The 26,655-nt window shown below is 62.3% G+C and carries 22 protein-coding genes and 1 pseudogene; 7 read left to right on the top strand and 16 right to left on the bottom strand.

Annotation, left to right across the window (positions count from 1 at the left end):
- Positions 1-19: 19 nt before the first annotated feature.
- From nuoF to DDQ68_RS18910, 11 genes are all read right to left on the bottom strand, one after another.
- Positions 20-1,360: an NADH-quinone oxidoreductase subunit NuoF gene (nuoF, locus tag DDQ68_RS18860; protein ID WP_109657689.1), complete on the bottom strand. Its 1,341-nt coding sequence runs from the start codon at positions 1,358-1,360 to the stop codon at positions 20-22.
- Between the two features lie 38 nt (positions 1,361-1,398).
- Positions 1,399-1,971 carry an NADH-quinone oxidoreductase subunit NuoE family protein gene (locus DDQ68_RS18865; protein ID WP_109658514.1) on the bottom strand — a complete coding sequence of 191 codons (573 nt, stop codon included), beginning with the start codon at positions 1,969-1,971 and terminating at the stop codon, positions 1,399-1,401.
- 22 nt (positions 1,972-1,993) lie between these two features.
- Positions 1,994-3,175, bottom strand: a complete 1,182-nt coding sequence (locus DDQ68_RS18870) for an NADH-quinone oxidoreductase subunit D (RefSeq protein WP_109658515.1) — start codon at positions 3,173-3,175, stop codon at positions 1,994-1,996.
- Between the two features lie 99 nt (positions 3,176-3,274).
- On the bottom strand, positions 3,275-3,835 hold the full coding sequence (locus tag DDQ68_RS18875) for an NADH-quinone oxidoreductase subunit C (RefSeq protein WP_109657690.1): 561 nt from the start codon (positions 3,833-3,835) through the stop codon (positions 3,275-3,277).
- Positions 3,836-3,843: 8 nt separating this feature from the next.
- Entirely contained in the window at positions 3,844-4,398 is a 555-nt protein-coding gene (locus DDQ68_RS18880) for an NADH-quinone oxidoreductase subunit B (RefSeq protein WP_109657691.1), read from the bottom strand.
- A gap of 77 nt (positions 4,399-4,475) precedes the next feature.
- Complete coding sequence (locus DDQ68_RS18885) at positions 4,476-4,868, bottom strand: NADH-quinone oxidoreductase subunit A (protein WP_109657692.1); 393 nt, start codon at positions 4,866-4,868, stop codon at positions 4,476-4,478.
- A 137-nt stretch (positions 4,869-5,005) separates the two neighbouring features.
- Positions 5,006-5,443, bottom strand: a complete 438-nt coding sequence (locus DDQ68_RS18890; RefSeq protein ID WP_109657693.1) for a hypothetical protein — start codon at positions 5,441-5,443, stop codon at positions 5,006-5,008.
- A 349-nt stretch (positions 5,444-5,792) separates the two neighbouring features.
- Positions 5,793-7,457 carry an L-glutamate gamma-semialdehyde dehydrogenase gene (gene pruA, locus DDQ68_RS18895; RefSeq protein ID WP_109657694.1) on the bottom strand — a complete coding sequence of 555 codons (1,665 nt, stop codon included), beginning with the start codon at positions 7,455-7,457 and terminating at the stop codon, positions 5,793-5,795.
- Between the two features lie 64 nt (positions 7,458-7,521).
- Positions 7,522-8,214: a YjjG family noncanonical pyrimidine nucleotidase gene (locus DDQ68_RS18900; protein ID WP_109657695.1), complete on the bottom strand. Its 693-nt coding sequence runs from the start codon at positions 8,212-8,214 to the stop codon at positions 7,522-7,524.
- A 109-nt stretch (positions 8,215-8,323) separates the two neighbouring features.
- Positions 8,324-8,644, bottom strand: coding sequence for a (2Fe-2S) ferredoxin domain-containing protein (locus tag DDQ68_RS18905; protein ID WP_109657696.1), 321 nt, complete (start codon positions 8,642-8,644; stop codon positions 8,324-8,326).
- A 33-nt stretch (positions 8,645-8,677) separates the two neighbouring features.
- Positions 8,678-9,076, bottom strand: a complete 399-nt coding sequence (locus tag DDQ68_RS18910) for an ArsR/SmtB family transcription factor (protein WP_109657697.1) — start codon at positions 9,074-9,076, stop codon at positions 8,678-8,680.
- A 102-nt stretch (positions 9,077-9,178) separates the two neighbouring features.
- On the opposite strand from DDQ68_RS18910, the gene DDQ68_RS18915 reads away from it, so the two are divergent.
- Positions 9,179-9,871: a carboxypeptidase-like regulatory domain-containing protein gene (locus tag DDQ68_RS18915; protein WP_109657698.1), complete on the top strand. Its 693-nt coding sequence runs from the start codon at positions 9,179-9,181 to the stop codon at positions 9,869-9,871.
- A 109-nt stretch (positions 9,872-9,980) separates the two neighbouring features.
- Positions 9,981-11,351: an NAD(P)/FAD-dependent oxidoreductase gene (locus DDQ68_RS18920; protein WP_109657699.1), complete on the top strand. Its 1,371-nt coding sequence runs from the start codon at positions 9,981-9,983 to the stop codon at positions 11,349-11,351.
- Positions 11,352-11,504: 153 nt separating this feature from the next.
- Here DDQ68_RS18920 and DDQ68_RS18925 read toward each other — a convergent pair whose 3' ends face one another.
- The 5 genes from DDQ68_RS18925 to DDQ68_RS18945 form a co-directional block, all read right to left on the bottom strand.
- Positions 11,505-12,788, bottom strand: a complete 1,284-nt coding sequence (locus DDQ68_RS18925; RefSeq protein WP_211320175.1) for a M16 family metallopeptidase — start codon at positions 12,786-12,788, stop codon at positions 11,505-11,507.
- A 132-nt stretch (positions 12,789-12,920) separates the two neighbouring features.
- Positions 12,921-14,156 (bottom strand): type IX secretion system outer membrane channel protein PorV, encoded by a 1,236-nt coding sequence (gene porV, locus DDQ68_RS18930; protein WP_109657701.1) that lies wholly within the window; start codon positions 14,154-14,156, stop codon positions 12,921-12,923.
- 56 nt (positions 14,157-14,212) lie between these two features.
- Positions 14,213-18,223 carry a type IX secretion system sortase PorU gene (gene porU, locus DDQ68_RS18935; RefSeq protein ID WP_109657702.1) on the bottom strand — a complete coding sequence of 1,337 codons (4,011 nt, stop codon included), beginning with the start codon at positions 18,221-18,223 and terminating at the stop codon, positions 14,213-14,215.
- 129 nt (positions 18,224-18,352) lie between these two features.
- A complete protein-coding gene (locus tag DDQ68_RS18940) occupies positions 18,353-19,090 on the bottom strand; it encodes a CDP-alcohol phosphatidyltransferase family protein (protein WP_109657703.1) in 738 nt (245 codons plus the stop codon).
- A gap of 211 nt (positions 19,091-19,301) precedes the next feature.
- The gene (locus DDQ68_RS18945; RefSeq protein WP_109658516.1) at positions 19,302-19,943 is read right to left on the bottom strand and encodes an MBL fold metallo-hydrolase; all 642 of its coding nucleotides are present in this window, start codon (positions 19,941-19,943) and stop codon (positions 19,302-19,304) included.
- A gap of 117 nt (positions 19,944-20,060) precedes the next feature.
- Here DDQ68_RS18945 and DDQ68_RS18950 point away from each other — a divergent pair, with 117 nt between their 5' ends.
- From DDQ68_RS18950 to DDQ68_RS18965, 5 genes and pseudogenes are all read left to right on the top strand, one after another.
- Positions 20,061-21,161, top strand: coding sequence for an NAD(P)/FAD-dependent oxidoreductase (locus DDQ68_RS18950; RefSeq protein WP_109657704.1), 1,101 nt, complete (start codon positions 20,061-20,063; stop codon positions 21,159-21,161).
- Between the two features lie 43 nt (positions 21,162-21,204).
- On the top strand, positions 21,205-24,444 hold the full coding sequence (locus DDQ68_RS18955; RefSeq protein WP_109657705.1) for a PD40 domain-containing protein: 3,240 nt from the start codon (positions 21,205-21,207) through the stop codon (positions 24,442-24,444).
- 256 nt (positions 24,445-24,700) lie between these two features.
- Positions 24,701-24,823 (top strand): annotated as a pseudogene (locus tag DDQ68_RS24865) (hypothetical protein); the annotation flags it as partial.
- Between the two features lie 71 nt (positions 24,824-24,894).
- Positions 24,895-25,131: a hypothetical protein gene (locus DDQ68_RS24025; protein ID WP_245897112.1), complete on the top strand. Its 237-nt coding sequence runs from the start codon at positions 24,895-24,897 to the stop codon at positions 25,129-25,131.
- Positions 25,132-25,497: 366 nt separating this feature from the next.
- Positions 25,498-26,610, top strand: coding sequence for a transposase (locus DDQ68_RS18965; RefSeq protein ID WP_109656069.1), 1,113 nt, complete (start codon positions 25,498-25,500; stop codon positions 26,608-26,610).
- The last annotated feature ends 45 nt before the right edge of the window (positions 26,611-26,655 follow it).

A 26,655-nucleotide genomic window follows, 5' to 3' on the forward strand; every position in this document is an offset into this window, starting at 1 on the left:
CCAGCCCGGCGGTTTTACTTTAGGCTAGCACGCCCGCGCCCCGATACACGGCCCCCGGCTGGGTGGCCTCGTGCGGATGCTTCACGTGCCACTCAAATTCGTCGCGAAAGTGGCGCACGGCGGCGGCCACTGGCCAGGCCGCAGCTTCGCCCAGCGGGCAGATGGTGTTGCCCTCAATCTGCTTGGCCACGCTCACCACCAAGTCAATGTCGTGCATTGAGCCATGGCCGTGCTCCAGGCGGTGCAGCACTTTCTCCAGCCAGCCGGTGCCTTCGCGGCAGGGCGAGCACTGGCCGCAGCTTTCATGGTGGTAAAAGCGGGAGAAATTCCAGGTATTCTTCACGATGCACGTGGTTTCGTCCATCGCGATGAAGCCGCCCGAGCCCAGCATGGTGCCCGTTACAAAGCCGCCATCGCTGAGCGACTCATAAGTCATCAGGCGGTTCTCGCCGGCCGCGGTCTTCAGGATTAGCTCCTTAGGCAGAATCGGCACTGACGAGCCGCCGGCCACCACGGCCTTCAGCTCGCGGCCTTTCCAGATGCCGCCGCAGTACTCGTCGGAGTAGATAAATTCCTCCACCGGCAGACCTAACTCCAGCTCGTAGATGCCGGGCTTATTTAGGTGGCCGCAGGCCGAAAACAGTTTGGTACCCGTGCTTTTGCCCACGCCCAACTTCGCATATTCATCGCCTCCTTCATTAAGGATGGGCACCACCGAGGCAATACTTTCCACGTTGTTCACCACGGTAGGGCGGGCGTAGAGGCCCTGCACAGCCGGAAATGGCGGCTTGTTGCGCGGGTTGCCGCGCTTACCTTCCAACGATTCCAGCAAAGCGGTTTCCTCGCCGCAGATGTAGGCGCCGGCGCCCGGGTGCACGTGCAAATCAAGCGAATAGCCCGAGCCCAGGATGTTTTCTCCCAGGAAACCCGCGGCGTAAGCCTCGGCAATGGCCTTTTCCAAAATGCGCAACACGTACAGCAACTCGCCGCGGATGTAGATGTAGCTCGTCCGGGCCCCCAGAGCGTAGCTGCCCGCAATCATGCCCTCAATGAGCAGGTGCGGCAACTTCGACATCAGGTAACGGTCCTTAAAGGTGCCGGGCTCCGATTCGTCGGCGTTGCAGACGAGGTAGCGCGGTACGCCTTCTGGCTTGGCTAAAAAGCTCCACTTCAGGCCGGTGGGGAAGCCGGCACCGCCGCGTCCGCGCAGGCCCGATTTCTTTACCTCATCCACCACCTCATCGGGGGTCATAGTTTTCAGGGCTTTTTCCACGGCGCGGTAGCCGCCGTGCTTGCGGTACACCTCAAAGGTCTCGATGCCTTCGACGTTAATGTGTTCAGTTAAGAGCTTGCGTCCCATAGGATTGAAAGTGGATAGCGGGCGATGGGTCTAGTAAATTATTGCTGTTGCTGCGAGTGCACCTCGCCCAGCATTTCCCACGGCAAAATGGGCCGGTGAATCTGGGCGCGCAGGTCGTTGAGCATGGCATCTACCGCCTCGGTTGTGTCGAGGCTTTCGTAGTACTGCTCACGCACCTGCACCACGGGGGCGAAGCCGCAGGCGGCCAGGCATTCCACTTCCTTCAATGTGAAATTGCCATCGGGCGAAGTTTCGCCCACTTTCGCGCCGGTGATGCGCTCCAGGTTGGCCGTCAACTCGTCGGAGCCGCGCAGCATGCAGGGCCCCGTGCGGCAGATTTCCAGCACGTGCCTGCCCACGGGCTTGAGGTTGTACATGGTGTAGAAAGTAGCTACTTCGTACACCTCAATCGGGCGGATGCCCAACGTTTCAGCTACCAGGTCCTGCACTTCAGGGCTGACCCAGCCACCAAACTCGGCCTGCGCAATGTGCAAAACCGGTAACAGCACCGATTTGCTACGGTCGGCAGGGTAGTGGGTAAGCAAGCGCTCGATTTCCGTCTGCCCGGCGGGCGAGAATTGCAGCTTGGATGGGGCAGTTGTGGGGGCCATATCAATCAAAATCAATCAGAAACTAAGCGTCCAACTCGCCGGCAATCACGTTCATTGACGACAGAATCACGATGGCGTCGGAGAGCGTCGTACCTACGGCCATCTCCGGATACGCTTGGTAGTAAATAAAGCACGGGCGGCGAAAGTGCAACCGGTAGGGCGTGCGCCCACCGTCCGACACCAAGTAAAATCCCAGCTCGCCGTTGCCGCCTTCCACCGAATGGTACACTTCGCCCACGGGGGCGTCGATTTCGCCCATCACAATTTTGAAGTGGTAGATCAGGGCCTCCATATTCTTGTACACTTCCTGCTTGGGGGGCAGGTAGTAGTGCGGCGCATCGGCGTGGTAGGGCCCCTCAGGCAACCTATCGAGCGCTTGGTTGATGATGCGCAGGCTCTGCCAAATCTCCTCGTTGCGCACCATGAAGCGGTCGTACGTGTCGCCGTTGGTACCCACCGGTATATCGAACTCGAAGTCTTCGTACGACGAGTACGGGTTCATCACCCGTACGTCGTAGTCGACGCCCGCCGCTCGCAGGTTAGGGCCCGTAAAGCCGTAGCTCAGCGCTTTTTCGGCCGAGATGGGCCCCACGTTCACCACCCGGTCCATGAAGATGCGGTTGCGGTTAAACATGGATTCGAACTCCTTCATAATGGCCGGGAAGGACTTCAGCCAGGCCCGCAGCTTCTCAATGGCCACCGGCGTGAAGTCGCGTTCCATGCCGCCCACGCGGCCCATGTTGGTGGTGAGGCGGGCCCCGCACACCTCTTCGTAAATCTCGTAAATCTTCTCCCGCTCCTGAAACAAGTACAGGAAGCCGGTGAAGGCCCCTGTGTCCACGCCCAGGATGGAGTTACAGATGAGATGATCGGAAATGCGAGCCAATTCCATCATAATCACCCGCATGTACTGGGCGCGCTTGGGCACGGTTACGCCCAGCATTTTCTCTACCGTCATGTGCCAGCCCAAGTTATTGATGGGGCTGGAGCAGTAGTTCATCCGGTCGGTCAGGGTCGTAATCTGATAGAACGGGCGGCGTTCAGCAATTTTCTCGAACGCGCGGTGGATGTAGCCAATGGTGGGCACGCCCGACACAATCCGCTCGCCATCCATCTGCAGGATGTTCTGGAAAATGCCGTGCGTAGCCGGGTGCGTGGGCCCCAGGTTCAGGGTCGTCAGCTCCTGGTTGAAGTCGTTGTGCATGGGCAGCAAGATTTTATCTTGCTGCTCCCGCGCTTCTTCAATGATGTGGTGGGTGCCTTCCAGCGTGTCGTTTACTGCCATGATGTAAAAATCAGGGGCCTAGCGGCCGAAAAACAGGTCGGTTTTATCTTCGCGGGTACCATCTTCCAACGGGTACTCCTTGCGCATGGGGAAGTAGTCCATATCCTCCACGTTCAGGATGCGCATCAAGTTGGGATGGCCCGTAAAGATGACGCCGTAAAAGTCGTAAGTTTCGCGCTCCATCCAGTTGGCCGTCAGATAAATATCGCTCATTGTAGGCACCACCGGGTCGGCCACCGGGAAGAAAATCTTGAGCCGCAGGCGGATGTTTTGCGTGAGGCTATGTAGGTGGTAAATTATACCCAACTCCTGGCCCGCATTCTCGGGGTAGTTGATGCCACACATGGTGGTGAGGAAGTGCAAAGCAATTTCCTCGTCCTGCTGCAACCCGGCGATGATGCCGTGAATGCGCTCCCGCGTAGTAGTGGCCGTGAGCAAACCGTACGACTCCGACACGTCGGTGAAAGCATCTTCGCCAAACAGGGTGTGTAGGCGTGCCAACAAGCGGGCGTTTTGCACCTTAATAGGGTCGTCGGCGACGGCGGGGGCTACGGGAGCGGCAGAATCTTGGGGCGTCATGCGGTAACCTACTTGATGTTGTAAGAAGCGAGCAGGGCCTCGTACTCGGGCGAATTGCGGCGGCGAAGAGATTCGTTTTTGGCTAGGTCCTGCACACGCATCAGGCCGTCGAGCACCTGCTCGGGGCGGGGCGGGCAGCCGGGCACGTACACGTCGACCGGGATGATACGGTCGATGCCTTGCAGCACCGAGTATGAATCGAAAATGCCGCCCGACGAGGCGCAAGCGCCCATGGCCATTACCCAGCGGGGCTCGGCCATCTGCTCGTACACTTGCTTCACGATGGGGGCCATTTTCTTGGCGATGGTGCCCATCACCATCAGCAGATCGGCCTGGCGGGGCGAAAAGCTGGGGCGCTCCGAGCCGAAGCGGGAGATGTCGTAGTGCGAGCCCATGGTGGCCATGAACTCGATGCCGCAGCACGAGGTGGCGAAGGGCAGCGGCCACAGCGAGTTGGCGCGGGCGATGCCGACCACCTTCTCCAGCGAGGTGGCGAAGAAGCCAGCGCCTTCCACGCCCTCGGGGGCCTCAACTGTTTTTATTTCCGGAACGCGAGTGTCCATAATCGTCAAAATATCAAGTGGAAAGGCCCGCAGGCCCACTTTCCCAACACCGCCCGGCGCACAAAAGTTTGAGTGATTTAGGCTTCGTTCCAGCGCAGGATGCCCTTTTTGATGACGTAGCCAAAACCGGCCATCAGCAGGGTGATGAACACGAGCATCTCAACGAAGCCGGCCGTGCCCAGGGCCCTAAAGTTCACAGCCCAAGGGTACATAAAGATAACCTCCACATCGAACAGCACGAACAGGATGGCCGTGAGGAAGTACTTCACCGAAATAGGCGTGCGGGCGTTGCCTACGCTTTCGATGCCGCACTCGAAGGCTTCGTCCTTCACCTTCGACTTGCGCCGGGGCCCGATGAGGTGCGAGGTGATCATGGCGAAGGCCACGAACGCAACGGCTAAGCCAAACTGAATGACGATGGGCAGGTAGTCGGAGGGCTGGTAGCCAGCGGCGGGAAGCACTAGGAACATGGCAGTCAGGGAGAAAGGAAAACGCGGTGTAAGCGCTATTGAGCAAAGGTAGCGCCTACGGGTTTGGGGCGCAAAATTGGTACTTGAACACCTAAAATGCGGGTGAATCCCCAAAAGTGGGGGCTGTCAAATCCCCTTTAATCGGGCAGCGCAGTAAAGCGCATGGTGGCCACGTTCGCTTTGGCTTCTACTACTATACGCAAGTGGTTCACTGGGTCAGTCCACGCATTGTCAGACTCCGAAGGGTAAAGCGAGTCGCAGTTGTTGATGAAAATACCCAGGAATGGCTCTACGGGCCCCGATACAGTTGTGGTAGTGACCTGCTCTTCCGCGGAAACGGTAGCGGCGGTGAAATAGGAGACGATGACGAGGCCGTTATGCCGATCAGCGAATTGAACGTAGGGCTGCCCACTGCCAGTAGTGCCTTGTTTCCAGGCCCCCAGTGTCGGAGTACTTTGGTAAAGGGCGCGCAGCGAAACCGGTGTCAGACCTAAAGTAGACTGGGCACGGGCCGTTACGGTCAAAAATAAAAATAAGAAAACGAGAATAATTGCTGCAAATACATTGTGCTGCATGTAGCTAAGCTATGCGTTTGGCGTAGGTTCCACAATGAGTTGGTCCAAAGGGGAAGAGAAATTCGATTAGTCAACCTGGCAAACTGAAATAAGTAGTTTGGTGGGATTGATTATGCAAAAAGATGGTCATGCTGAGCTTATCGAAGTATTGCTACCACTTCGTTAAACGATTGGTTTAGTGAGCGGTAGAGGTGATTCGACAAGCTTAGCATGACGTGCTAAAAATTTAAACCAATTCTACCAAACCACTTACCAGTCAATCCCAGTAGTGCTGTTTTTTAAATCCGGCGCCGCGTTGAAGCGCTGCTCTCAGTAACGAAAGCAGCGCTTCAACGCGGCGTCAGATTTTTTATAGTCCCTTGTCGCGGTTCAAATCTTCGTGCGGCAGGGCCCCGAGGAAGGGGTAGCGGTAGTCGGTCACGGGTACGAAGGTTTCCTTGATGGCGCGGGGCGACACCCAGCGTAGCAGGTTCAGGATGGAGCCGGCCTTGTCGTTGGTGCCCGAGGCGCGGGCCCCGCCGAAGGGCTGCTGGCCCACCACGGCCCCGGTGGGCTTGTCGTTGATGTAGAAGTTGCCGGCGGCGTTCACCAGGCGCTGGCTGGCGAGGTCGATGGCGTAGCGGTCTTGCGAGAAAATGGCGCCGGTGAGGGCGTAGGGCGAGGTGCTGTCCACGAGGTCGAGGGCGGCCTCGAACTGCTCGGCGTCGTACACGTGCACCGTCACGATGGGCCCGAACAGCTCGTCGCACATCGTCACGTATTTCGGGTCTTTGGCCACGATGACGGTGGGGGCCACGAAGTAGCCCTTCGACTTGTCGTAGGTGCCGCCGGCCACCACGTCCGCGTCCGGGTCGGCGTGGGCCCCGTCGATGTAACGGGCCAGCTTGTCGAACGATACCTCGCTGATGACGGCGTTCACGAAGTTGCCAAAGTCCTCCGCGTCACCCATTTTAACGGTGGCGAGGTCTTCCTTCACATAGCCCAGGATTTCATCGGCCAGGTTTGAGGGCAGGTACACCCGCGAGGCGGCCGAGCACTTCTGGCCTTGGTACTCGAAGGCGCCGCGGGTGATGGCCGTGGCCACCGCCTTTGCCTGGGCTGAAGGGTGGGCGAGGATAAAATCCTTGCCGCCGGTTTCGCCCACGATGCGCGGGTAGGACTTGTAGCGGGAGATATTCTGCCCGATTTCCTGCCAGATAGTTTGGAACACTTTGGTCGAGCCGGTGAAGTGGATACCGGCAAAGTCGCGGTGCTTGAAGATGACGTCGCCGGCCACGGGGCCGTCCACGTAAATCAGGTTGATGACGCCGTCGGGCACACCGGCCTCCTTGAACAGCTCCATCAGCACCTGGGCCGAATAAATTTGCGGGTAAGCGGGCTTCCACACCACCACGTTGCCCATCAGGGCCGCCGAGGCGGGCAGGTTGGCAGCAATGGAGGTGAAGTTGAACGGCGTGAGGGCGAATACGAAGCCTTCCAACGGGCGGTGCTCCAGGCGGTTCCACATGCCGGGCGAGCTGATGGGCTGCTGCCCGTACAACTCCTGCATGAAGGCCACGTTGAAGCGGAAAAAGTCAATCAGCTCGCAGGCCGCGTCAATCTCGGCCTGGAAAGCGTTCTTGCTCTGGCCCAGCATGGTAGTGGCGTTGATGCGGGCGCGGTAGGGCCCCGCGAGCAGGTCGGCGGCTTTGAGGAAGATGGCGGCGCGCTGCTCCCAGGCCAGGGCGGCCCAAGCCGGGCGGGCAGCCAGCGCCGCGTCGATGGCCTGCGTCACGTGGCCGGCGTCGCCCTCGTGGAAGTGGGCCAGCACGTGCTGGTGGTCGTGGGGCGGGCTCAGGGGCAGGCGGCGGCCGGTGCGTACTTCCTGCCCGCCGATGTACATCGGGATGTCGCGCTCCTGCTGCTTCAACTCCTTGAGCATTTTGATCAACTCTAACCGCTCGGGCGAGTTGGGCGCGTAGCCCTTCACGGGCTCGTTGAGGGGCGTCGGAACGTTGAAAAAGCCGTTGGCCATGGTTGGAGCGTTTGAGAGACGGGTGGATGGGGAGCCGCAAAGGTAGCGGGGCCCCGCCGGCCGGCTACAAAAACGCCCGCAACTCGTCTAAGCTGCTAATTTCGTAGGTCACCTGCGCGAAGTGGCGGCGCTTGGCGGGGTTGAAATACACTTGGTCGATGCCCGCGTTGTGGGCCCCCAGCACGTCGCACTCCAGGTTGTCGCCAATCATCAGGCTCTCCGGGGCCCCCGCGCCGGCCGCTTGCAGGGCGTGGGCAAACATGCGCGGGTCGGGCTTGAGGTGGCCGCTGTGCTCGGAAGTAATAATTTGGTCGAAGTACTGCGTCAGGTTCGACGAGGCCAGCTTGCGGTACTGCATGTCCTCGGACCCGTTGGTAATCAGGTGCAGCGTGTACTTGCCGCGCAGGTAATCCAGCGTTTCGTGGGTGTGCGGAAACACGGCCGACTTCTCGGGTAGAATGTCGGTGAACTCGTCTGATAGGGTGGGGGGCACGTCGGCCGCGGCCACGCCCAGCTTGGCCAGCGTGCGCACGAAGCGCACCTCGCGCAACTGCGTTTGCGTCACCTTGTTGGCCTGGTACAGGCGCCACAGGGCGTGGTTCACGTTGCTGTACACGCGCTTGAACGCGGGCAAGTCGAAGGTGCCGTGGCGGGCCAGCGCGTGCCGGTCGTAGAGCGTAGCCAGTGTCTCGTCGGCGTTGGTTTCAAAGTCCCACAGCGTGTGGTCAAGGTCAAAAAACAGGTGCCGGTAGGCCATGCGTAGGAGTCTTAAGTAAGTAGTCAGAATTAAGTAGCAAGACCGTAAAGGCGTGATGAGCAAGTGTCAGCATAGTTCTCACTACTCATTACTTTTATCTTATTATTTATTAGCTGATTAGTAGTGACGTAACGAGGCGGCCCCCGCCCAAGTGTTCGCGCACGATGGTGGCGCAGTCGGTGGGCTGCACATCGCCGTAGATTACGCCGTCGGGGTACACCACGAGGGCCGCCCCGGGGCCCTTCTTGCAGTGCTTGCAGCGGTCGAGGCAGTCGCACTCCTGCACGGCGTTGCGCTGCTTTTCGCCGTCGGCGGTCCGCACGGTCTTCAGGTCCTGGTCCTTAAGGGCGTGCTTCAGGGCCTTGGCCACGTCGCGGCCCACGCTACCTTTTTGGTTGGTGCAAACAAATATTTGGTGTGCGTAAACCATTAACTACCTGAATTTCGAGTAATGCTGAACGAACTACCGCGGCGGGGTCCCGCCGGTCCAGTGCCGGTTTTGAAGCTTATAAGCAGCTAACTCACGATTCGACCACAGGGTTTGGTAAATGCGCTGGTCTTGCAGCAGCTGCGGGTCGCGGGCCATGAACTCCAGGAGCTGCAACACCAGGTCCAGGGCTTCATCCTTCAGGAAGTAGAACATCCAGTTGTCGAGGCGGCGCACGCTCACTAGGTCGGCGGCTTTTAAGTACGCCAGCTGGCGCGAGGTCTTGGTTTGGGTGAAATCAAGTACCTGTTCGAGGTCGGCCACCACCATTTCGCGGTTTCGCCAGAGCAAGTGCAGTATGCGCACACGGCTTTCGTCGCCGAAGGCTTTAAATATTTGCTGACCGAACGCAACCGTGAAATGTTTCAAGCGCATCTGGTGTTTGGAAGCCGGTGCTTGCCGTAAGTTTCCTATTGTCCGAAGGTAAGGCTTGCCCGGCCTTACCGGTTGTATCTTTGCTTACTAGCCCGCCCACTCATGTCCGATACCAGCCGCCCCCGGGGGTTCTCGTTTACGCTTGCCGCCGTGCTAGCGGTTCTGCTGCTGCTACTGGCCGCGCCCGGGGCCCAGGCCCAGGGCAAGCGCAAGATAATTCAGTTTACCGGCATTGTGGCCAGCGGCGACAGCCTGCTGGGCGTGCCTGGGGCTACGGTATACGTGCCCAAGGCCGGCCGTGGCACGGCCACAAACATCTACGGCTACTTTTCGATGGCCGTGCTGGCCGGCGACAGCATCGTGATTCGCTCGTTGGGCTACGCCACCCAGCGGGTCATCATCCCCGCCGACTATCAGCGCCAGAGTTACTCGGTGGTGGTGCAGTTGCAGGAAGATGCTACCCTTTTGCCCGAGGTGCGGGTGTTTCCGTACGCCACTGAGCGCGAGTTTAAGGCCGCGTTCTTGGCCATGGCCATCCCGAGCGGGAGCCGCACGCCGGGGGCCGACGCCCTCAATGAGCAGACCATGCGCCGCATTTTTAACACGCTGCCCATGAGCTCCTCGGCGACCTACCGCCAAACTATGAGCTTGCAGCAGCAGAACAACCAGGCCCGCATGGGCCTGGGCCAGTCGCTGCAAGCCAACAACCCGCTCACCAATCCCTTCAGCTGGCTCCAGTTCATCAAGCAAGTGAAGAACGGCGAGTTCAAGAAGAAAGAGGGCGTCGACTATTAAAGGTCGTTTGGGCCCCTAGGCAGTTGGTTGCCAGGCTGTTCGGTAATCCCTGGGCCACTTTTGGGGTTAAAGCAAGGATTTGCCAATTGCTTATTCCTATTCTATAGATATGGACACTAATCTTCCGTTTTCTGATAAGCCGCGGGTCGTCATTGTGGGCTGTGGCTTTGGGGGCCTCCAGCTGGCTAAAGACCTGGCCAACGCGCCGGTGCAAGTGGTGGTGGTCGACCGCAACAACTACCACAACTTCCAGCCCCTGCTGTACCAAGTGGCTACGGGGGCCCTGGAGGCCGACAGCATCGCTTACCCGGTGCGCAAAATCTTTGCAGGCCAGCGCAATTTCCTTTTCCGTTTGGCCGACGTGACGGGCGTGGAATCGGCTACCAACACGCTGCACACCAGCGTGGGCGAGATTCGCTACGATTACCTCGTGCTGGCCACTGGCTCGCTCACCAACTTCTTCGGCATTGAGAGCATTGAGCGCAACGCCATGCAAATCAAGAGTATCCCGAATGCCCTGAACCTGCGCAGCTTCATCTTCCAGAACTTTGAGAAGGCCCTGCTCACCGCCGACGCGGCCGAGCGCCAGGCCCTGATGAACATTGTGGTGGTGGGCGGGGGCCCCACAGGCGTCGAAATCAGCGGCTCGCTGGCCGAGATGCGCAAGCACGTGCTGCCCAAAGATTACCCCGAGCTGGACTTGGGCAAGATGCAGATTTTCCTGGTGGAGGCTGGGCCGGCGCTGCTGGGGCCCATGTCGCCGGCGTCGCAGGCCGATGCTGGCCGCTACCTCCACGAGCTGGGCGTGCAGGTGCAGCTCAATACGTCGGTGAAGCGGTTTGAGGACAGCAAGGCGTACTATTCCGACACCGAGTTCATCCCGACCGAGAACCTGATTTGGGCGGCCGGTGTGAACGGCGCCACCCTGCCCGGCCTACCCGACGCCGTGGTGACCCGCAACAAGCGCGTGACCGTGAACCAGTGGAACCAGGTGGAAGGCCTGGCTAACGTGTTTGCCATCGGCGACGTGGCCAACCTCGTTACCGACGAGATGCCCAAGGGCATGCCCATGCTGGCCCCCGTGGCCCAGCAGCAAGCCTCAGTGCTGGCCAAGAACCTGGTACGTCTCACCAAAGGCGAAGCGCCCCAGCCGTTCGAGTACACCAACAAAGGTGTGATGGCCATCGTGGCCCGCAACAAAGCAGTGGTGGACCTGCCCAAGGGGGTGCACTTCAACGGCTTTTTTGGCTGGCTGACGTGGCTGTTCGTGCACCTGATGACGCTGGTGGGCTTCCGCAACAAAGTGGTGGCCTTTGTGGATTGGGCGTTCAGCTACTTCAGTTCCGACCAGGCTCTGCGCCTCATCATCCGCCCCTTCAAGCGCCGCGACATGCGCGACGACCAGGGTAAGCGCACCGCCGAGCACCTCACTGCCACGGCCGAGTATAACCCGGGGCCCCCAGCCATTCAGGAGGCGTAGAGAAAAACAGATTCAGGATTTGCCATAAGGCCGTCATGCTGAGCGCAGCCGAAGCGTCCCTCCCGTAGCAGTAATTAGTTGCGCAGCGAGAGAGATGCTTCGGCTGCGCTCAGCATGACGGCCTTGCGTTATTGCTGGCTAACCATTAGCTTTTTAGGCCCCCGCCACCACCACTTGCAAGGCGTCGGGCGAGAGGTATTCCTGGGCCAGGCGCTGGAGGATGGGGGCGTCGGCGGCGTCGATTTGCTGTACGAACTGGGTGTAGTAATCGGCGGGCAGGTGCATCAGCACCACGTTGCGGTACTTATCGGCCTGCTCGAACACTGTGGACAAGTCATTGGCAAACTTGCCGAGGGTGTAGTTTTTTACCGTTTCCAGCTCGTCGGCCGGAATGAGCTCTTCCTGCAAGCGGCGCAGCTCGCGCTGGATTTCGGCCACGGCCAGCGGGGCGCTGTCACCCTTCACATCGGTGCCGATGATGAGGGCTGTGGCCTGCTCGCGGTTGGTGACGCCGGCCGAAATGCCGTAGGTCAAGCCCTTGTCTTCGCGGATGTTGCGCATCAGCCGCGAGCCGAAATAGCCGCCCAGTACCTTGACCAGCAGGTTCAGCTGGTGGGTTTCGGGGTGGCGTGGGTTGGGCCAGGGCCGCCCGATGCGCAGCGAGGCCTGCAAGCTGCCGGATACCGTCACGTAGTCGTGCCCGGGCTGGAACGGCGCCAGGGCCCCGGCGGCAGCCAGCGTGGGGGCCCCGGTGGGGCCCTGGCCAAACGTGTCGGCCACCAGCTGCCGGTACCCGTCTATATCGCCGCATAAAAATATTTCGGCCCCGCCCAGTGGATAGGCCGCTTGGTGGAAGGCCAGCACATCGGCGCAGGTAAGGGCCAGAAAAGCGTCTTCGTTGAACAGCTGGCCGTAGGGGTGGGCCGCGCCGAACAGGTGCTCGTTGAGGCGCTCGGAGGCACGGTAGCTGGCCTTGCGGCGCTCCACCTGCACGTTTTGCACGGTGCGGGTTTTCAGCTGGATTAGCTCCTGCTCCGGAAAAGTGGGCTGCGTGAGCACCTCGTGCACCAGTGGCAGCAGTGTGGGCAGGTGCCGCGTGAGGCAATACAGCGTAAGCATGGCGCGGTCGGGGCCCGACTCGCAGTCGAGCGACGCGCCGTAGAAGGCTACTTCGTCGGCAATTTGGCGGGCGGTGCGGGTGGCGGTGCCTTCGAGCAGCATCCGGGCCGTGAGCAGGGCCAGGCTGGGCTTGGGCTCGGCAATTTTGCCGGCGGGCAGTACCACTTGCAGGCGCACTACGGGCTGGGCATCGTTGGCCAGCACGTGGAGGCGGGCGGCGTTGGGCAAGGGCATTACCTCCGCTGTGGGCAGGGCCACGCGGGCCAGGGGCTGCAAAGGGGGGGCAACGGTACGGTCGAGCATGTTGGGAAAAAGCAAAAAAGACGGATAGAGAAGGGAAAAGCCAAACGGCGGCGCAAAAGTTAAAGGGAAGCGCCAAAAAGCCGCGGCCGAATGGGCGGGCTTTCTGGCGCTTCCCTTCATCTACGCGAAACCGCGAAAAAAACGAGTCTAGTTATTGGGCGGGGTGCCACTGGTGCCGCCGGCGTCGCCGGCGAAGGCTTCGGAGAGCTTGTTGAAGTTGAAATGCAGCGACACGCGGATGGTTTGGGACAGCGGGTTGGCCTGCGAGTTGGGCACGAGAAAGGCCCCGTCGATGCCAAACACCTGGTAGCGCACGCCCAGGCCGAAGCTGGCGTACTGGCGGGCCCCCTTGTCGGGGTTCTCGTAGAAGTAGCCGGCGCGGGCGTACAATAAGTCGTTGTAGCTGTACTCCAGGCCCCCCGACAGGTTGATTTCCTGCAATTCCTCCTTGAAACCACCCGGCGCATCGGAGAACGAGCCCAGGGCCGCGCTGATGATGGATTTTTGGGCCCGGGCGTTATTTTCGGCCTTGATGCGGTCCCGCTGGGCGGTTTGGGCTGCACCGGTGCCGGGCAGCAGGTCCTCGTAGTAGGGCGAGGGCACCAGCAGCTTGCTCACGTCGATGGCCAGCGTAATCTTGTTGTACTGGTCGATTTGGCGGGTCAGGGCGGTGCCCAGCTTCAGGGTGGTGGGCAGGAAGCTGGCGTTCACCGGGTCGGTATAAGTCATCTTATTACCGATGTTGCTGATGGTGGCCCCGAACCCGATGTTGTAGAGGCCCGTCCCGATGCTCGCATCCTTGTTGTAATAGGCCCCCACGTCGACGGCGGCGGCGTTGCCGGGCCGGGCGTCGGGGATGCTGCCGCCGGTGAGGTTGGAGCGGATGTAGCGGGCCGACACGCCCAGGCCGAAGTTCTCGCTCAGCTTCTGGCCGTACGACACGGTAAGGGCGTACTCCTTGGGGTTGAAAGTGGCGCCTTCGATGTTGTTGGCGTCGCGGTACTGAATCTGGCCCAGGTCGAAGTACAGCAGCGAGGCCGAGAGGGCCGACCGCTCGGCTACCTTGGCATAGCCCGAGAGGTACGAGATGCCCATGTCGTCGGTGATGCTGCGCAGCCACGGCGTGTACGAAGGCGACACCGAGTATTTGTACGGCACAAACCCCAGCTTGCCCGGGTTGTAGAACGCCGCGTTGGCATCGGGCGAGAGGGCCACCCCAGCCTCGCCCAGCGCCGCCGAGCGCGAGTCGGGGCTGAGGGTGAGGATGGGCACGGCTGTGGTAATGGTTTTAGAGAAATTCTGGGCGTGGGCCGCGGTGGCGCCACCCAACAGGGCCGCGAGCAGCGCCAGGCGCCGGGAGGTAAGGGGAGTAGGAAGTTGCATAAAGCGAATAGGAATGGGCCACGAAACCGGCCACAAAGGAAGCGGTTTAAATTGTATTAATTGAGGATGACCAATTTTTCAAATTTGGAAGCCGTAGCGTGGTCCCGCTGGGCCCGCACGTTCACCCGGTACACGTACACGCCGCGCGCCAGCTGGTCGTTGAATTCGTCGCGCCCGTCCCAGCTGATGCTTTTCTGGTGCGGTTCGCTGTTGACGACGGTAGCAGTGAGGGTACGCACGAGCCGGCCCGACACGGTAAAGATTTGCACCTGCACGTCGAGGTCGTCGCCCTCGCGGTTCTGATCGAAGTGAAACGTAGTAGCACTAGCAAACGGATTGGGGTAGTTGAGCACGTGCGACAGCGCCAGCTGCTCGGTGCGGGCCACCACAAACTCAATCTCGCGCTCCGTGGAGTTGTTGTAGGTGTCCCAGGCCTTCAGTTTCAGGGTGTGGGGCCCCACCGCCAGGTTCTTGTAGAGGTACTTCACCTGCCCCGACCGGAAGTTATCGACCTTGCCCACGTAGGCGTCGTTGAGCACCGTGAGGCCGGCGGCGTTGCCGTCGAGCACGGCCGTAATCTCGTGCCCGATGCCCGCGCCGGTGGTGTTGATGCCCGAGTTGTCGCTCAGGTTGGCCAGCAGCGTGGTATTTTGTCCCGTGAGGCCCCCAAAGGCAAATGTTTCGCTGTCCATGAACAGGGCCACAGCGGGCGGTACCGTGTCGCGGGCCGTGCCGGTGGCCGCGCCGCCCACCGGCGCCGCCAGGCGGCCGGTGGCGTCGGTGCCCTTGCCGCCGTCGGCGCTGGGGCTGAAGGCGTAGAGGCTCACCTTGCCGGGGCCCACATTGTAGCTGATGTCCCTCGGCACCACGAAGCGCAGGCTGAACTGTCCGTTCGTCACGGTGGCCTGGCCGCTGTAAATCACGCTTTCCTGCACTTGCACGGGCCGGGGCCCGTCGGCGGCGTTGTTGGCTACCTTGTTGCCCAGCGTCAGCACCGTGGCGGGCTTGTCGTACACCGTCACTTGGGCAGTGCCGTTGAAGCCGCTGTTTAGGGCCCCGGCGTTCAGTACGCGGCCGTGCAGACGCACGGGGCTCAGGGCCTGGAGGGTAGGCGGCGCGGCCCCGCCGCCCACGTATTGCTTGTTGAGGCTGTCGAGCTGCACCGTTTGCTGCGGGTAGGCCAGCGTCATGCTGGGGTCGCCGAGCAGGGTGTAGTTGCGGTTGTTGAGCACGCTGGCTTGGCCGGGGCCCGGGTAGGCGTTTTTGGCCAGCATGGTCACGGTGCCCATGGCGGGCATTTTGCCGCTGGGCAGGGGCTGGAACACGTTGTTATAGAAGGCCGCGTTGAGCCCGTAGTTCTGGCCCGCCTCCACCACGCGGGTGGTTGTGAACAGCCCGATGGCCCCGCCACCGTTGGCATTGTCGGTGAGCACCTGCTCGCCGGCCGACGTGAAATCGGGGTTGTCGTAGGTGCTCAGGTCGCAGGTGCCGGTCACCATGAAGGCCAGCTTGACGCTGTTTCGCAGAGCCAGGGCGGTGGCGTTGGTGAAAATCTGGTCGTTCGATAAGCCCGTGGGGCCCCCGTGGCCGAGGTAGTTTATCAGCAGCGAGCCGCCCTCAAACGACTCGTCCACGGCCTTGTTCATCTCGGGCGAGCGCAGGCCGGCCGCCCCCGACACCTGCGGGTACAGGTCGAGGTACACCTTATGCACGTTGTAGGCCGGGTAGTTGGCCTGGATGCCGGCGGCCAGCGGCTCCGAGCCGCCGCCCACAAACAGGTCGCCGTTGCCATCGTCGGCCCACAGCGACAGGCGGTTGCGCCACTTGCCGAAGCTGGCCGGGGCGTCGTAGGCAATCAGCTTATCCACCATCAGGCGGGCGTTGTCGGCGTTGGCGGGGCTGCCTTTGGGGGCTCGCACCGGCAGGCGGCCCACCCCCACGTCCTGCACCTCGGTGCCGGTCGGGTTCTCCGACAACTCGCCCTCGTTGTCGTCGAGCAGCGCGTAATAGTCTTCGGATGAATAGGTTACTGTGCTGCCGTAGAAGGCCGTTAGTGACTCGCGCGACTCGTAGGTGGGGACGTAGTTCTGGTTGGCGCGGTCGAAGTCGGCGTCGGAGCGGAACGGGGCCCGGCTGGCCCACCACGCGGGCTCTTGGCTCTTGTCGTTGTATGGGCTCGATTTATAGTCGAACGACGCATCGCCGAACAGCAGCAAATACTGGAGCTTGCCCGCCGGGGCCCGGTCGTACACCTGCTTCATGAAGTCGCGGATGGCCGTGGCGTCCTGCCCGCCCGAGCCAAACTCGTTGTACACTTCCTTAGTCGTGGCCACGGCCACCTTCAGGCCGTCGTGGGTGCGGCGGTGGTCGGCCAGCCGGTTAGCCTGTTCGCGGAAGGCCGGGTAGGTCACAATCACCAAATCGTAGCTGCCGTCGAGGGCATGCAAGTCCTGGTTGGGCACTTTGCCGAAGGTTCGTGGCTTGGCAAACGCGCCGTCGGGCTGGAAGGCCACGTACTCGCGCAGCGTGTCGGTGGCGGCCGCAAACGTGCCGGCCGCATCCAGGGCCTGGGCCACGGCGTGGCGCGGGTTGGTCACGTCCCACACCGCGGTGGCGGCGGTGGTGCCAGCCAGCGCGAAGCGCGTCACGGCCCCGGGCCCCACGCTGGCCAGCGACCGGAATTCCAGCGCCGGCCCGCTCAGCGTGAGGCGGCGCTGGGCGTTGATTTCCAGGTAATCAAGGTAGCCCACGCCGGTGCCCGATAGGCTGTTGAAGGTCAGGCCCACGCTGAGGTTGGCGGCCGGTGCGGCGGGCAGCACCACGGGCAGCGTGGGCGTAGCCACGTTGGCCACCGCGTAGTAGGCCTGTCCGTTCACGGGGGCCACCTGCACGGTGCCAATGGCCGCGCCGTTCAGCATGGCGGTGAACTGGCTGCCGCTGAGGTCGGTGGCCGCCAGGACCAGCGTGACCTGGGCCGTGGAGCCGGGCACGAGGTCGGGCAGGCTGGCCGGGAAGTCAACCGTGCGCGTCAGCACCGACTGCGGCGAGAAGCTTTCGCCCAGCCACTGCCGGCCCGAGCGCAGCAAATTCACCAAGTCGTGTTCGTAGAAAGCCCGCTCGTCGAACGTGCTGACGGTGCGCGTGGCCGCCGTACCCGGGGCCCCCGCCGTGGCTACGCGCTGCGGGGCCCGGGCCGCGGCCTGGGTGGTCAGGAAGTAGTAGGCCGTGTCGCAGTAGAAGTTGTTACGGTGCCGGAACCGGCCGTTTTCGGCGTACCAGGTGTGGGGCCCCGGCGCGTAGAACAGCAGGTATTCGTCAGCATCAAACGAATTATCGGCGTTGCCCACGAAGCGCACCGCGTTTTCCACCAGGTCGTCGGGGCGGTAGGTGAGGTTGGGCTGTGGGAGCAGGCCTGCCGCGTTGCCGTAGAGACGCAGGGCTTTGGGGTCGGTGGTGGCGGGGTTGAAGCCCAGCGTTTTCAGCGTGGCTTGGTCTATTTTATATACGCCGTTGGTCGGCACGCCCAGCTTGTACCAGTCGCCAGCGGCCAGCACCGAGTGAGCCGCGTGGGCCCGGGCCGTGCCGCCGCTGCCGCCGCGCGCGGCGCGGGGCTCGGCCAAAGAATAGCTAAAATCGAACGATACCAGCCGCTCGGGCTGGCCGGTTTGGGGGTTGCGGCGGGCGGGGCGCAAGCTAAAGCGTGTGACGGGTAATTTAGCCTCGGTGCCCGTGCTGAGCTGCACTTCCGGCGCGGCCGGCAGCTTGCTGGCATCCAGCAGCTTGGCGTCGGCCGCCGAAAACGCCTCGTACACCGGGTTCAGCAGCTCGCCCTGGCGCACGTCGCCGGTCAGCCGCTGGCTGAAAACCCCGATTTGCTCGTCAAACGCCGCGTAGGCCCCCGCGAAGGTGGGCACCCGCTGCTGGGCCCGGCCGGTGCGGCTGGGCACCTCGGCGTAGCCACCCCAGCGCAGCACCACGTGGGCCGTGGCGGGGCCCTGCGCCCGCGCCGCCGGGGGGGCCGTCCATCCCAATCCTACAAGCAGCAGCAAGAGAAAAAATCGCGGCATAGAATAACGGCTAATGGGCCGGGCGGTTCCGGGATGCGGCCCCAACACCGAAGGCTAGTGTAGGGTTTGGCCCGTGGCCGGGGCCCTAACTGAAAGCGGCTGTTTTTATTGTGAAGCGGCGGCCGGCCCTCACATCCGCCGGGGCCCCACCACCGACAGGCCCACGTAGAGCAGCACCACCAGCGGCACGGCGGCCGCGTGCAGCCACAGTCCCAGCGCCGCTGCCAGCAGCAAAAATAGGTAGCGCTGCCGGTTGCCCACCAGGCCGAAGCTTTTGAATTTCAGCGCGAACAGCGGCAGCTCGGCCACCAGCAGGCCCGAGAGCAGCAACGTAAGGCCCAGCAGTACCCAGGGGTTCAAAACCAGCCCCGTGGCGGTGGTGGGCTCGCCCGCGTGGGCCGCCAGGATGAGGGGCAGCGAGGCCACCACCAGCGTGCTGGCCGGGGTGGGCAAGCCAATGAAGGAGTTGGTCTGCCGGGTATCGTTGTTGAACTTGGCCAGCCGCAGCGCCGAAAAAATGGTGATGGTAAACGCCGCGAATGGCAGGTACTGGAGCCCGCTCGCCAGCGGGGCAGCGGCGGGCCCTGATAATCCCAAAGCGCTGATTATTAATTGAAATAGCATGGCCCCCGGCACCACCCCGAACGATACCATGTCGGCCAGTGAATCTAAATCTTTGCCGATGGGAGAAGACACGCGCAGGGCCCGCGCCACCAGCCCATCAAGAAAATCGGCCACCGCGGCCAGGCCCACAAAGTAGGCCCCCACCACCAAGTTATGCAGGCCGGGGTTGAAGATGAATGTCAGCGCCAGGCACCCGCACAGTAAGTTCAGGCAAGTGAGGGCGTTGGGGAGATGCTTTTTCAAAGGGAGACGAAGCGTTGTTTGGAAGCCATTTGCGTTGGCTGAAGAGTGCTTTATATTGTCATGCTGAGCGTAGTCGAAGCATCTCTATCACGGCAGTGATTAAAATAATTAGTCAGCGGACGAGATGCTTCGACAAGCTCAGCATAACCGGTTTTATTAACTCAAACACCTTAATAATCAACAGAATACGGCCGCGGGCCGCCAATATCTTCTACACCAGGTACGGGTTGCCTTGCCGCTCGGCGCCGATGGTAGTGCTGGGGCCGTGGCCGGGGTGCACCACTGTGGCATCGGGCAGCGTGAGCAGCTCGGTATCGATGCTGCGCAGCAGGGTTTTGAGGTCGCCGCCGGGCAGGTCGGTGCGGCCGATGCTGCGCTGAAACAGCACGTCGCCGCCCACCACCTGGCCGCTGGGCGCGTGGTAAAATACCACATGGCCCGGCGCGTGGCCCGGCGTGAAGCGCACTTCCAGCTCCGTTTCGCCGAAGCGTACAGGCGTGCCGGCCGCCAGGGTCCCGGTGGGCGTGGCGGCCTGGTAGGCCCCGAAGCCGTAGGGCCCCGCGTAGCTGGCCACGGCGGCCAGCGTGGGCCGGTCGAGGTCGTGCACGAGCAGGGGCGTGCCGGGCCACGTGCGCAGCACGTAGGCGCAGCCCAGCACGTGGTCGATGTGGGCGTGGGTGAGCAGCACGGCGGCCACGGCCAGGTGGTTGTCGTCGATGTACTGCTTCAGCTCGGCCTGCTCGGCCACGGTGTAGCAGCCGGGGTCCACGATGACGCAGGCGCGGGTGGCCTCATCGGTGAGGACGTAGGTATTTTCGGAAAAGCCGTTGAAGGTGAAAGTCTTGAGGAGCATGGGAAATGCGAAGAAGAAGAAAAAGCCGCCCGGCCGCCGCCCGGCCGCCGCCCGCAACGGCCCGGCAAAGTACGGCAGCGCTTCGGCGTTTCTCCCCGCCGGCCGTACCTTGCTGCTATGACGGATTGCGACTTTTTGGTGGTGGGCCACGGCCTAGCGGGCGCCACATTGGCCGATGAGCTGCAACGCCGCGGCCACCGCGTGCTGGTGTACGACGCCGGCCGGCCCGATTCGGCCTCGCGCGTGGCCGCCGGCCTCGTCAACCCCGTGGCCGGCCGGCGCTTCGCCCTAGCTTGGCGCGCCGACGAGCTTATTCCCTACGCCACTACCTATTATAGGGCCCTGGAGGCCCGGCTCGGGCAGGATTTTTACACCGCCGCGCCCATCTTTAAGGTATTCGGCTCGGAGGAAGAGCAGGCCGCCCTGGTGGCTCGCAGTGCCAAGCAGCCCTGGGGCGATTTCGTGGCTGAAATCCTCACCCACGACCCCGGTCTGCCCGGCGTGCTGGCCCCCCACGGCGGGGCCTGGTTGCGCCACGGCGGCTATTTGGCGGTGGCCGAGCTGCTGGCCGCGCTGGCCGCCGAAGGCGAAGCCGCTGGCTGGCTGCGGCGCGAAGCTTTTGACTGGGCCCGGCTCGTTAGCATCCCGGCCAGCGCGGGGCCGGCTTTTGTGTACAACGGTGCCGTGCGGGCGCGCCACGTAGTGTGCTGTGAAGGGGCCGAAGCCGTTCACAACCCGTATTTTAACTGGCTACCCCTTACCCCCAACCAGGGCGAGGTACTGGACGTAGAATGCACCGGCCTGGAGGCTGGGCAAGTGCTCAACCGGGGCGTCTACGTAGTGCCGCTGGGGGCGGGGCGCTTCCGCGTGGGGGCCACCTACCGCTGGCCGCCCTTTGCCGAGGGCCCCACAGCCGACGGCCGCGCCGAACTGGCCACCCGCCTGGGGGCCCTCACCAGCGCGCCGTTTGCGGTGGTGGGGCAGCGGGCGGGAGTGCGGCCCGCCGTGCGCGACCGCAAGCCGCTGCTGGGGCCCCACCCCGCGGTGCCGGGCCTCAGCTTCTGCGGGGGCTACGGCTCGAAGGGCGTGGTGCTGGCCCCGCGGCTGGCGGCGCTGATGGCCGACTGGCTGGCTGGGCAGGCTGACCTTTGGCCCGAAGTGAGCCTGGCCCGCTACGGGGCCCTGTGGCCAGCCCCGGTGGCAGCCCCGGAAATTTAGCTTTTACAGCGGACTAATTTCCGCCTTTGTTCGTTCGCTGACTATGACAAACATTACCTTGGTAAGGAAAGCGGTGCGGGGCGCGTGCGCACTGGTGTTTTTGTTGGCCGCGGGGGCCCCGGCGCGGGCCCAAACGGCGCAGGAGCAGTTCGGGCGGGTGCGCATTCAGTACCGCGACTTTCACTGGCAGCAGTATTCCACCCAGAACTTCACGGTGATGTTTTACGACGGCAACGAGCCCGCCGCCCGCCGCGCCGTGGACTACGCTGAGAAAGAGTTGCAGCGCGTCACGGCCCTCATCGGGTACTACCCCTACGCCAAAACTACCATCATGCTCTACAACTCGGTGGGCGACCTCCGGCAGAGCAACGTGGGCCTCGACCCCAACCCCGAAACGGTGGCCGGCGGCGACGCGCCCCTGGCCCGCATGAGCAAGGTGCAAATCGCCTTCACCGGCCTGCAAACCGACTATAAGCGTGAAATTAGCTTTCAGCTCACGCAGGTACTGCTGAACGACATGATGTACGGCGGCTCGCTGCGCGAAGTGCTGCAAAGCAGCTACTTGCTGCAACTGCCCGACTGGTTCATCAGCGGGGCCGCGGCCTACGCCGCCGAGGGCTGGAGCGTGGACATGGACGGCTACATGCGCGACATGACGCGGCTGTACCCCAACGGCAACCGCACGGCGCCGTTCTTCATCCGCGATGCGCGCCTGGCCGGCCATAGCGTCTGGAACTACATTGCCGAGCGCTACGGATACACCAGTATCCAGAACATCCTGAACCTGACGCGTATCACGCGCGACGCGGAAGTGGGCATCAGCTCGTCGCTGAACGTGCCATATAAAGTATTTATGCGCGACTGGCTGGCTTACTACCGGTCCCTGAACGCGCAGCCGGCCACCGCCGCACTGGCCCTGCCCGACGCCAAGTTCCAGGTGGGCAGCCGCAACCGTCGGGCCACCATCTACTCGCAGCCCGTGTTCAGCCCCAACGGCCAGCAGCTGGCCTACGCCGTGAACGAGCTGGGCCGCTACCGCGTGGTGGTGGCCCGCCGCGATGGCAGCCACCGCAACACCGTGGCCCGCGGCGGCTACAAAACCCCCGACCAGCAAGTGGAAAACCGCCTGCCGGTGCTGGCCTGGCGCGGCAACACCCAGGTGGCCGTGGCCGAAATGGCCCAGGGCGCCATGACGCTGCACCTGCGCGAGGCCACCGGCAACAACATGCTCGTCCGCCTACGCACGCTGGTGACGTTCCGGCGGCCGGCCTCACTGTTTAGTACCTACGACCAGGTGCTGAGCATGAACTACTCGGCCGATGGCAAGGCGCTGGTGTTTAGCGCCGTGCGCGGTGGTCAGAACGATTTGTACGTGCTGCGGGCCGGTAGCCGCCAGGCCGAGCAGCTCACCAACGACCTGTTCGACGACGCGCAGCCGGTGTTCATGCCCGACGGCAAGAGCATTGCTTTCAGCTCGAACCGCTACCTCGATTCGCTGGGGCAGTCGCGCCCGGCTACGTTCCCCAACGTAGTGAACAACTTCGACTTGTTCCTCTACCACCTCGACGGGCGCACCCTACCGGTGGAGCTACTGGCCAGCACTATCTCTAACGAAACCCGCCCCCGGGCCCTGTCCGACGACCAGCTCCTGTACCTGGGCGAGGAGAGCGGCGTGCGCAGCCTCTACCGCTACACCATTTCGACCAAGCAGCGCGACCGCCTGACGAGCTTTCTGCCCAACATCAGCGACTTCGACTACAGCCCCACCACCACGGCCCTGGCCATGGTGGCCCCCGTGCAGGCGCGCGACGTACTCTACGCCTACCCCAAGTTTGAGCTGCCCACGGCCCAGCCCGCCACCAAAACCGCCCGCCAGAAAACCTTGGAAGACCGCTCGGCGGCCCCCGTGGCCGCCGCAGCTAAAGCTGCGGCCCGGGCCACTGCGGCGTCGGCGGATACCGCCAGGGCCCCCGGCACGCGCCGGGCCCGCCGCAAGGCCAGCGATGCGGTGAACACCAACGACTACGTGTTTGAGGAGGATGAGCCGGCGCGGCCCGTGGCGCGCGCCGCCCGCCGCCCCGTGAACAAGGTGCTGCCCGAAGTGCCCCAGGTGACGGGGCCCTACCGCTACGATACGCGGTTCATGGCCGACAACATCACCACCTCGGTGAAGTGGGACCCGCTGCTGGGCGTCGGCTTGCAGTTCCGGGCCCACCTGAACGACTTACTGGAAAACCAGCGCATCGACGCCGGCCTGTTTGGGCTCTTCGACCTGCGCACCAGCAACATCAATGCCTCCTATACCAACCTCACCCACCGCGTCGACTGGACGATTGCCTACCAGAAGCAGGCGTATTTCTTTGATCTGCAAGATGGCAGCCGCTTTCGCTACGGCCGGCACGAGGCGGCTGTCACGTTTGCCTACCCGCTCACCCACAACCTGAGCCTGCGCGCTGGCCCGCGCTACGAAAACCTCAACCGCACCCTCTCCAACAGCTTCTCCAACGCCCTGGATAACAACCAGAACTACGTGGGCTACAAGGCCGAGCTGGTGTTCGACAATTCCATTGCTACCGGCGTGAACATGCTGCGCGGCACCCGCATGAAGGTGGCCTTGCAGCAGCTGCGGGGCATTAACAACGCGGCCCTCAACTTCGGTAAGCTCACCGTGGACCTGCGCCACTACCAGAAAATACACCGCTCCATCATTTGGGCCAACCGGGCCAGCTACGGGCAATTTTTCGGGCCCAATCCCCAGTATTTTCGCCTGGGCGGCATGGACAACTGGTTTTTCCCGAATTACAAAGACGACCGGGTGCTATTTCAGCCCAACGTGCCGGTACCCGACCCCAGCCAAATCTTCAACCAGCAGTTCGTGACCAACTTGCGGGGCTTTAACTATAGTACCCGCATTGGCTCGCGCTACCTGCTGCTCAACAGTGAGTTGCGGGTGCCCATTGTGCAGTACCTATCGCGGCGGCCCATCTACTCGGCCTTCCTGCGCAACCTCCAGTTCACGGGCTTCGTGGACGCGGGCACGGCCTACTCGGGCGGCAATCCGCTCACGGTGGACAACTCGAACAACACCGTGAAATTTGGTGGCAACGGCAACCCGTTCTCGGGCACCGTCACCAACTTCAGCAACCCGCTGCTGGTGGGTTACGGCGTGGGCGTGCGCACCACGCTCTTCGGCTTCTATGGCAAGGGCGACGTGGCCTGGGGTCGCGAAAACTACACCACTAACCCGCCCAAGTTCTACTTCACGCTAGGCTACGACTTCTAGCATTACCGCCGCCATCGAACAATTATCCCAAGGGGCCCCACTGAGCAATCGGTGGGGCCCCTTGGCTATTGGAAGCGGAAATTTTGGGCTGAAAAAGCTGGGAAAGCTTAGGAAAGCGCAACGCAATGCTGCGAAACGATAATAATATAGGCTAAGTAGGCCGGGTAAATTAGTTTGCATTATCGGCACATCTTTCGGCCATGAGTCGTGTCAGCACTCCCCAGCAGCTGAAGCTGCCCAAGCGGCGCTGGCATCCTTGTACAAGAAGAGTTCGAGTCATACCCTGCGGCAGCGTTGCCAACTGGTACTGCTCAAAGCCACGGGCCGTACTTCGAAGGAGGTCGGCGACGTGGTCGGGCTCTGCCAGGTCAGCGTCAATAGTTGGGTGAAGCGTTACCAGGAAGAAGGTATTGTGGACCTGAAACCAAGCCAGGGCGCGGACGCAAGGCGTTGCTCTCCGTCACTACGGACGAGGAAGCCGTCCGGGAGACGGTCGAAACCAATCACCAGCGCATTGCCTTTGCCAGGGTGGAGTGGGAAAGCCAGCGGGCGGCGGGGGCCCCGGCCGTGTGCCGCGACACGTTCCGTGCTTTTTTAAACGTCTTGGTGGCCGATACCAGCGTACCCGCCGCCGCCCGGCCAAGGGCCCAGACCTGCTGCACTACACCGAAACGTACGCCCGCTTAGCACAAGGCGAGGCCTTGGCCGAGGCGTGCGGATTGACCCTTTTTTACGGCGATGATTCGCACGTCTCTCAGGAAGGCTACGTGCCCTGCGGCTGGCAATTCCCCGACGAAGATGTGTTTGTACCCATTCAAAAATGCTCTCGCCTTAACTGCTGGGGCCTCTTCAGCCGCGATAACCAGTGCCACTGGGCTAAAACCGCCACAACATCACGGCCGCTTTTGTGGCCGAAAAAGCAGATGCTCTTTCGCTGCAAATCACGGGTCCAACGGTTATTGTCCTGGACTACTCTACCCTACTAAAAATCGGGCATAAAAACGGGAAGGCCCGACCTTTGGAGTTCCTCAACTACCAAATGCGCTCCTTCCCGTGAAGCAACGCCTCGTGGTCAAAATTACGACCCTTTTACATTCGGTCCCGCTGGTGCGGAACCTGGCCCGCAAAAAGTTCGTGGCCCGCTTCGTGCTCGGCCTCTTTAAAAGCCGAAATGTGCAATTCTGCGAGGTGGCGCAGCACCTCAACGACGGCGTGAAACTGGCCTCGAACGAGACGCGCATCCAAGACTTTTTCCGCGAAGCCGACCTGGATTACGTCGCCTTGGCCGTGTTGCTCGTCGGCCTCTTGCCGGGCACGGGCAAGCTGCGCCTGTGCATCGACCGCACGGAGTGGGACTTCGGCCGCTGCCAGGTCAACATCCTGCTCGTGACGGTGGGCCGGGGCGATTGCCACTGGCCCTTGTGCTGGGAGTTGCTCGACAACCGCAGCGGCAACTCCGGCACCGCCGACCGCACGGCGCTACTGGATTTTTGCCTGCGGGTGCTGGGCCCCGACCGCGTGGGGCTGGTAGTGGGCGACCGCGAGTTTGTGGGCCATGCCTGGTTCAAATACCTCAAAGACAAGGGCATATTATTCGTCATGCGTCTGCCCAAGCACCACCTGCTCACCGACCCCCAAGGCCGTCGTCACGCCGTGGCCGACTGGGGCCTGCGGCCAGGCCAGTGCCGCCAGTTGCCCGTGTGCCAAGTCGACGGGGTTTGGGGCGGGGCGCAGGTCACGGCCTTGGCCGGGGGCGAGTACCTCTTCCTCTTCGGCACGGCCAACCCGGCTTTTTTGGGCCAGTTCTATCGCAAGCGCTGGACGATTGAGGCTTGTTTCCAGAACCTGAAAGGGCGGGGCTTTGCCTTGCGGGCCACGCACCTGCGTTGCCGGGACAAACTCAAAAAACTCGTGGGCCTGGTGAGTTTGGCCTACGCGCTTTGCGTGAGCGTGGGCACCCGCCTGCACGAAAAAGTGCAACCCATCCCCCAGAAGAACAACGGCTACAAACGCGCCAGTTTTGGCCGCCACGGCCTCAACGCCCTGCGCCAGTACACGCGGCCCGGCCGCAGCACCGACCCGGTATTTACCGCCAACATGAATGCTGTGTTCCGATGGATTATCAATCAACTAACTCATTATAAAGTAACTAAAATAGTAGGGTAGAGTAGTCCTGGACAACGCCCGTATCCACACGGCTTATCTCATCCG

It is taken from the genome of Hymenobacter nivis, assembly GCF_003149515.1.
GTDB classification, from domain to species: Bacteria; Bacteroidota; Bacteroidia; order Cytophagales; family Hymenobacteraceae; genus Hymenobacter; species Hymenobacter nivis.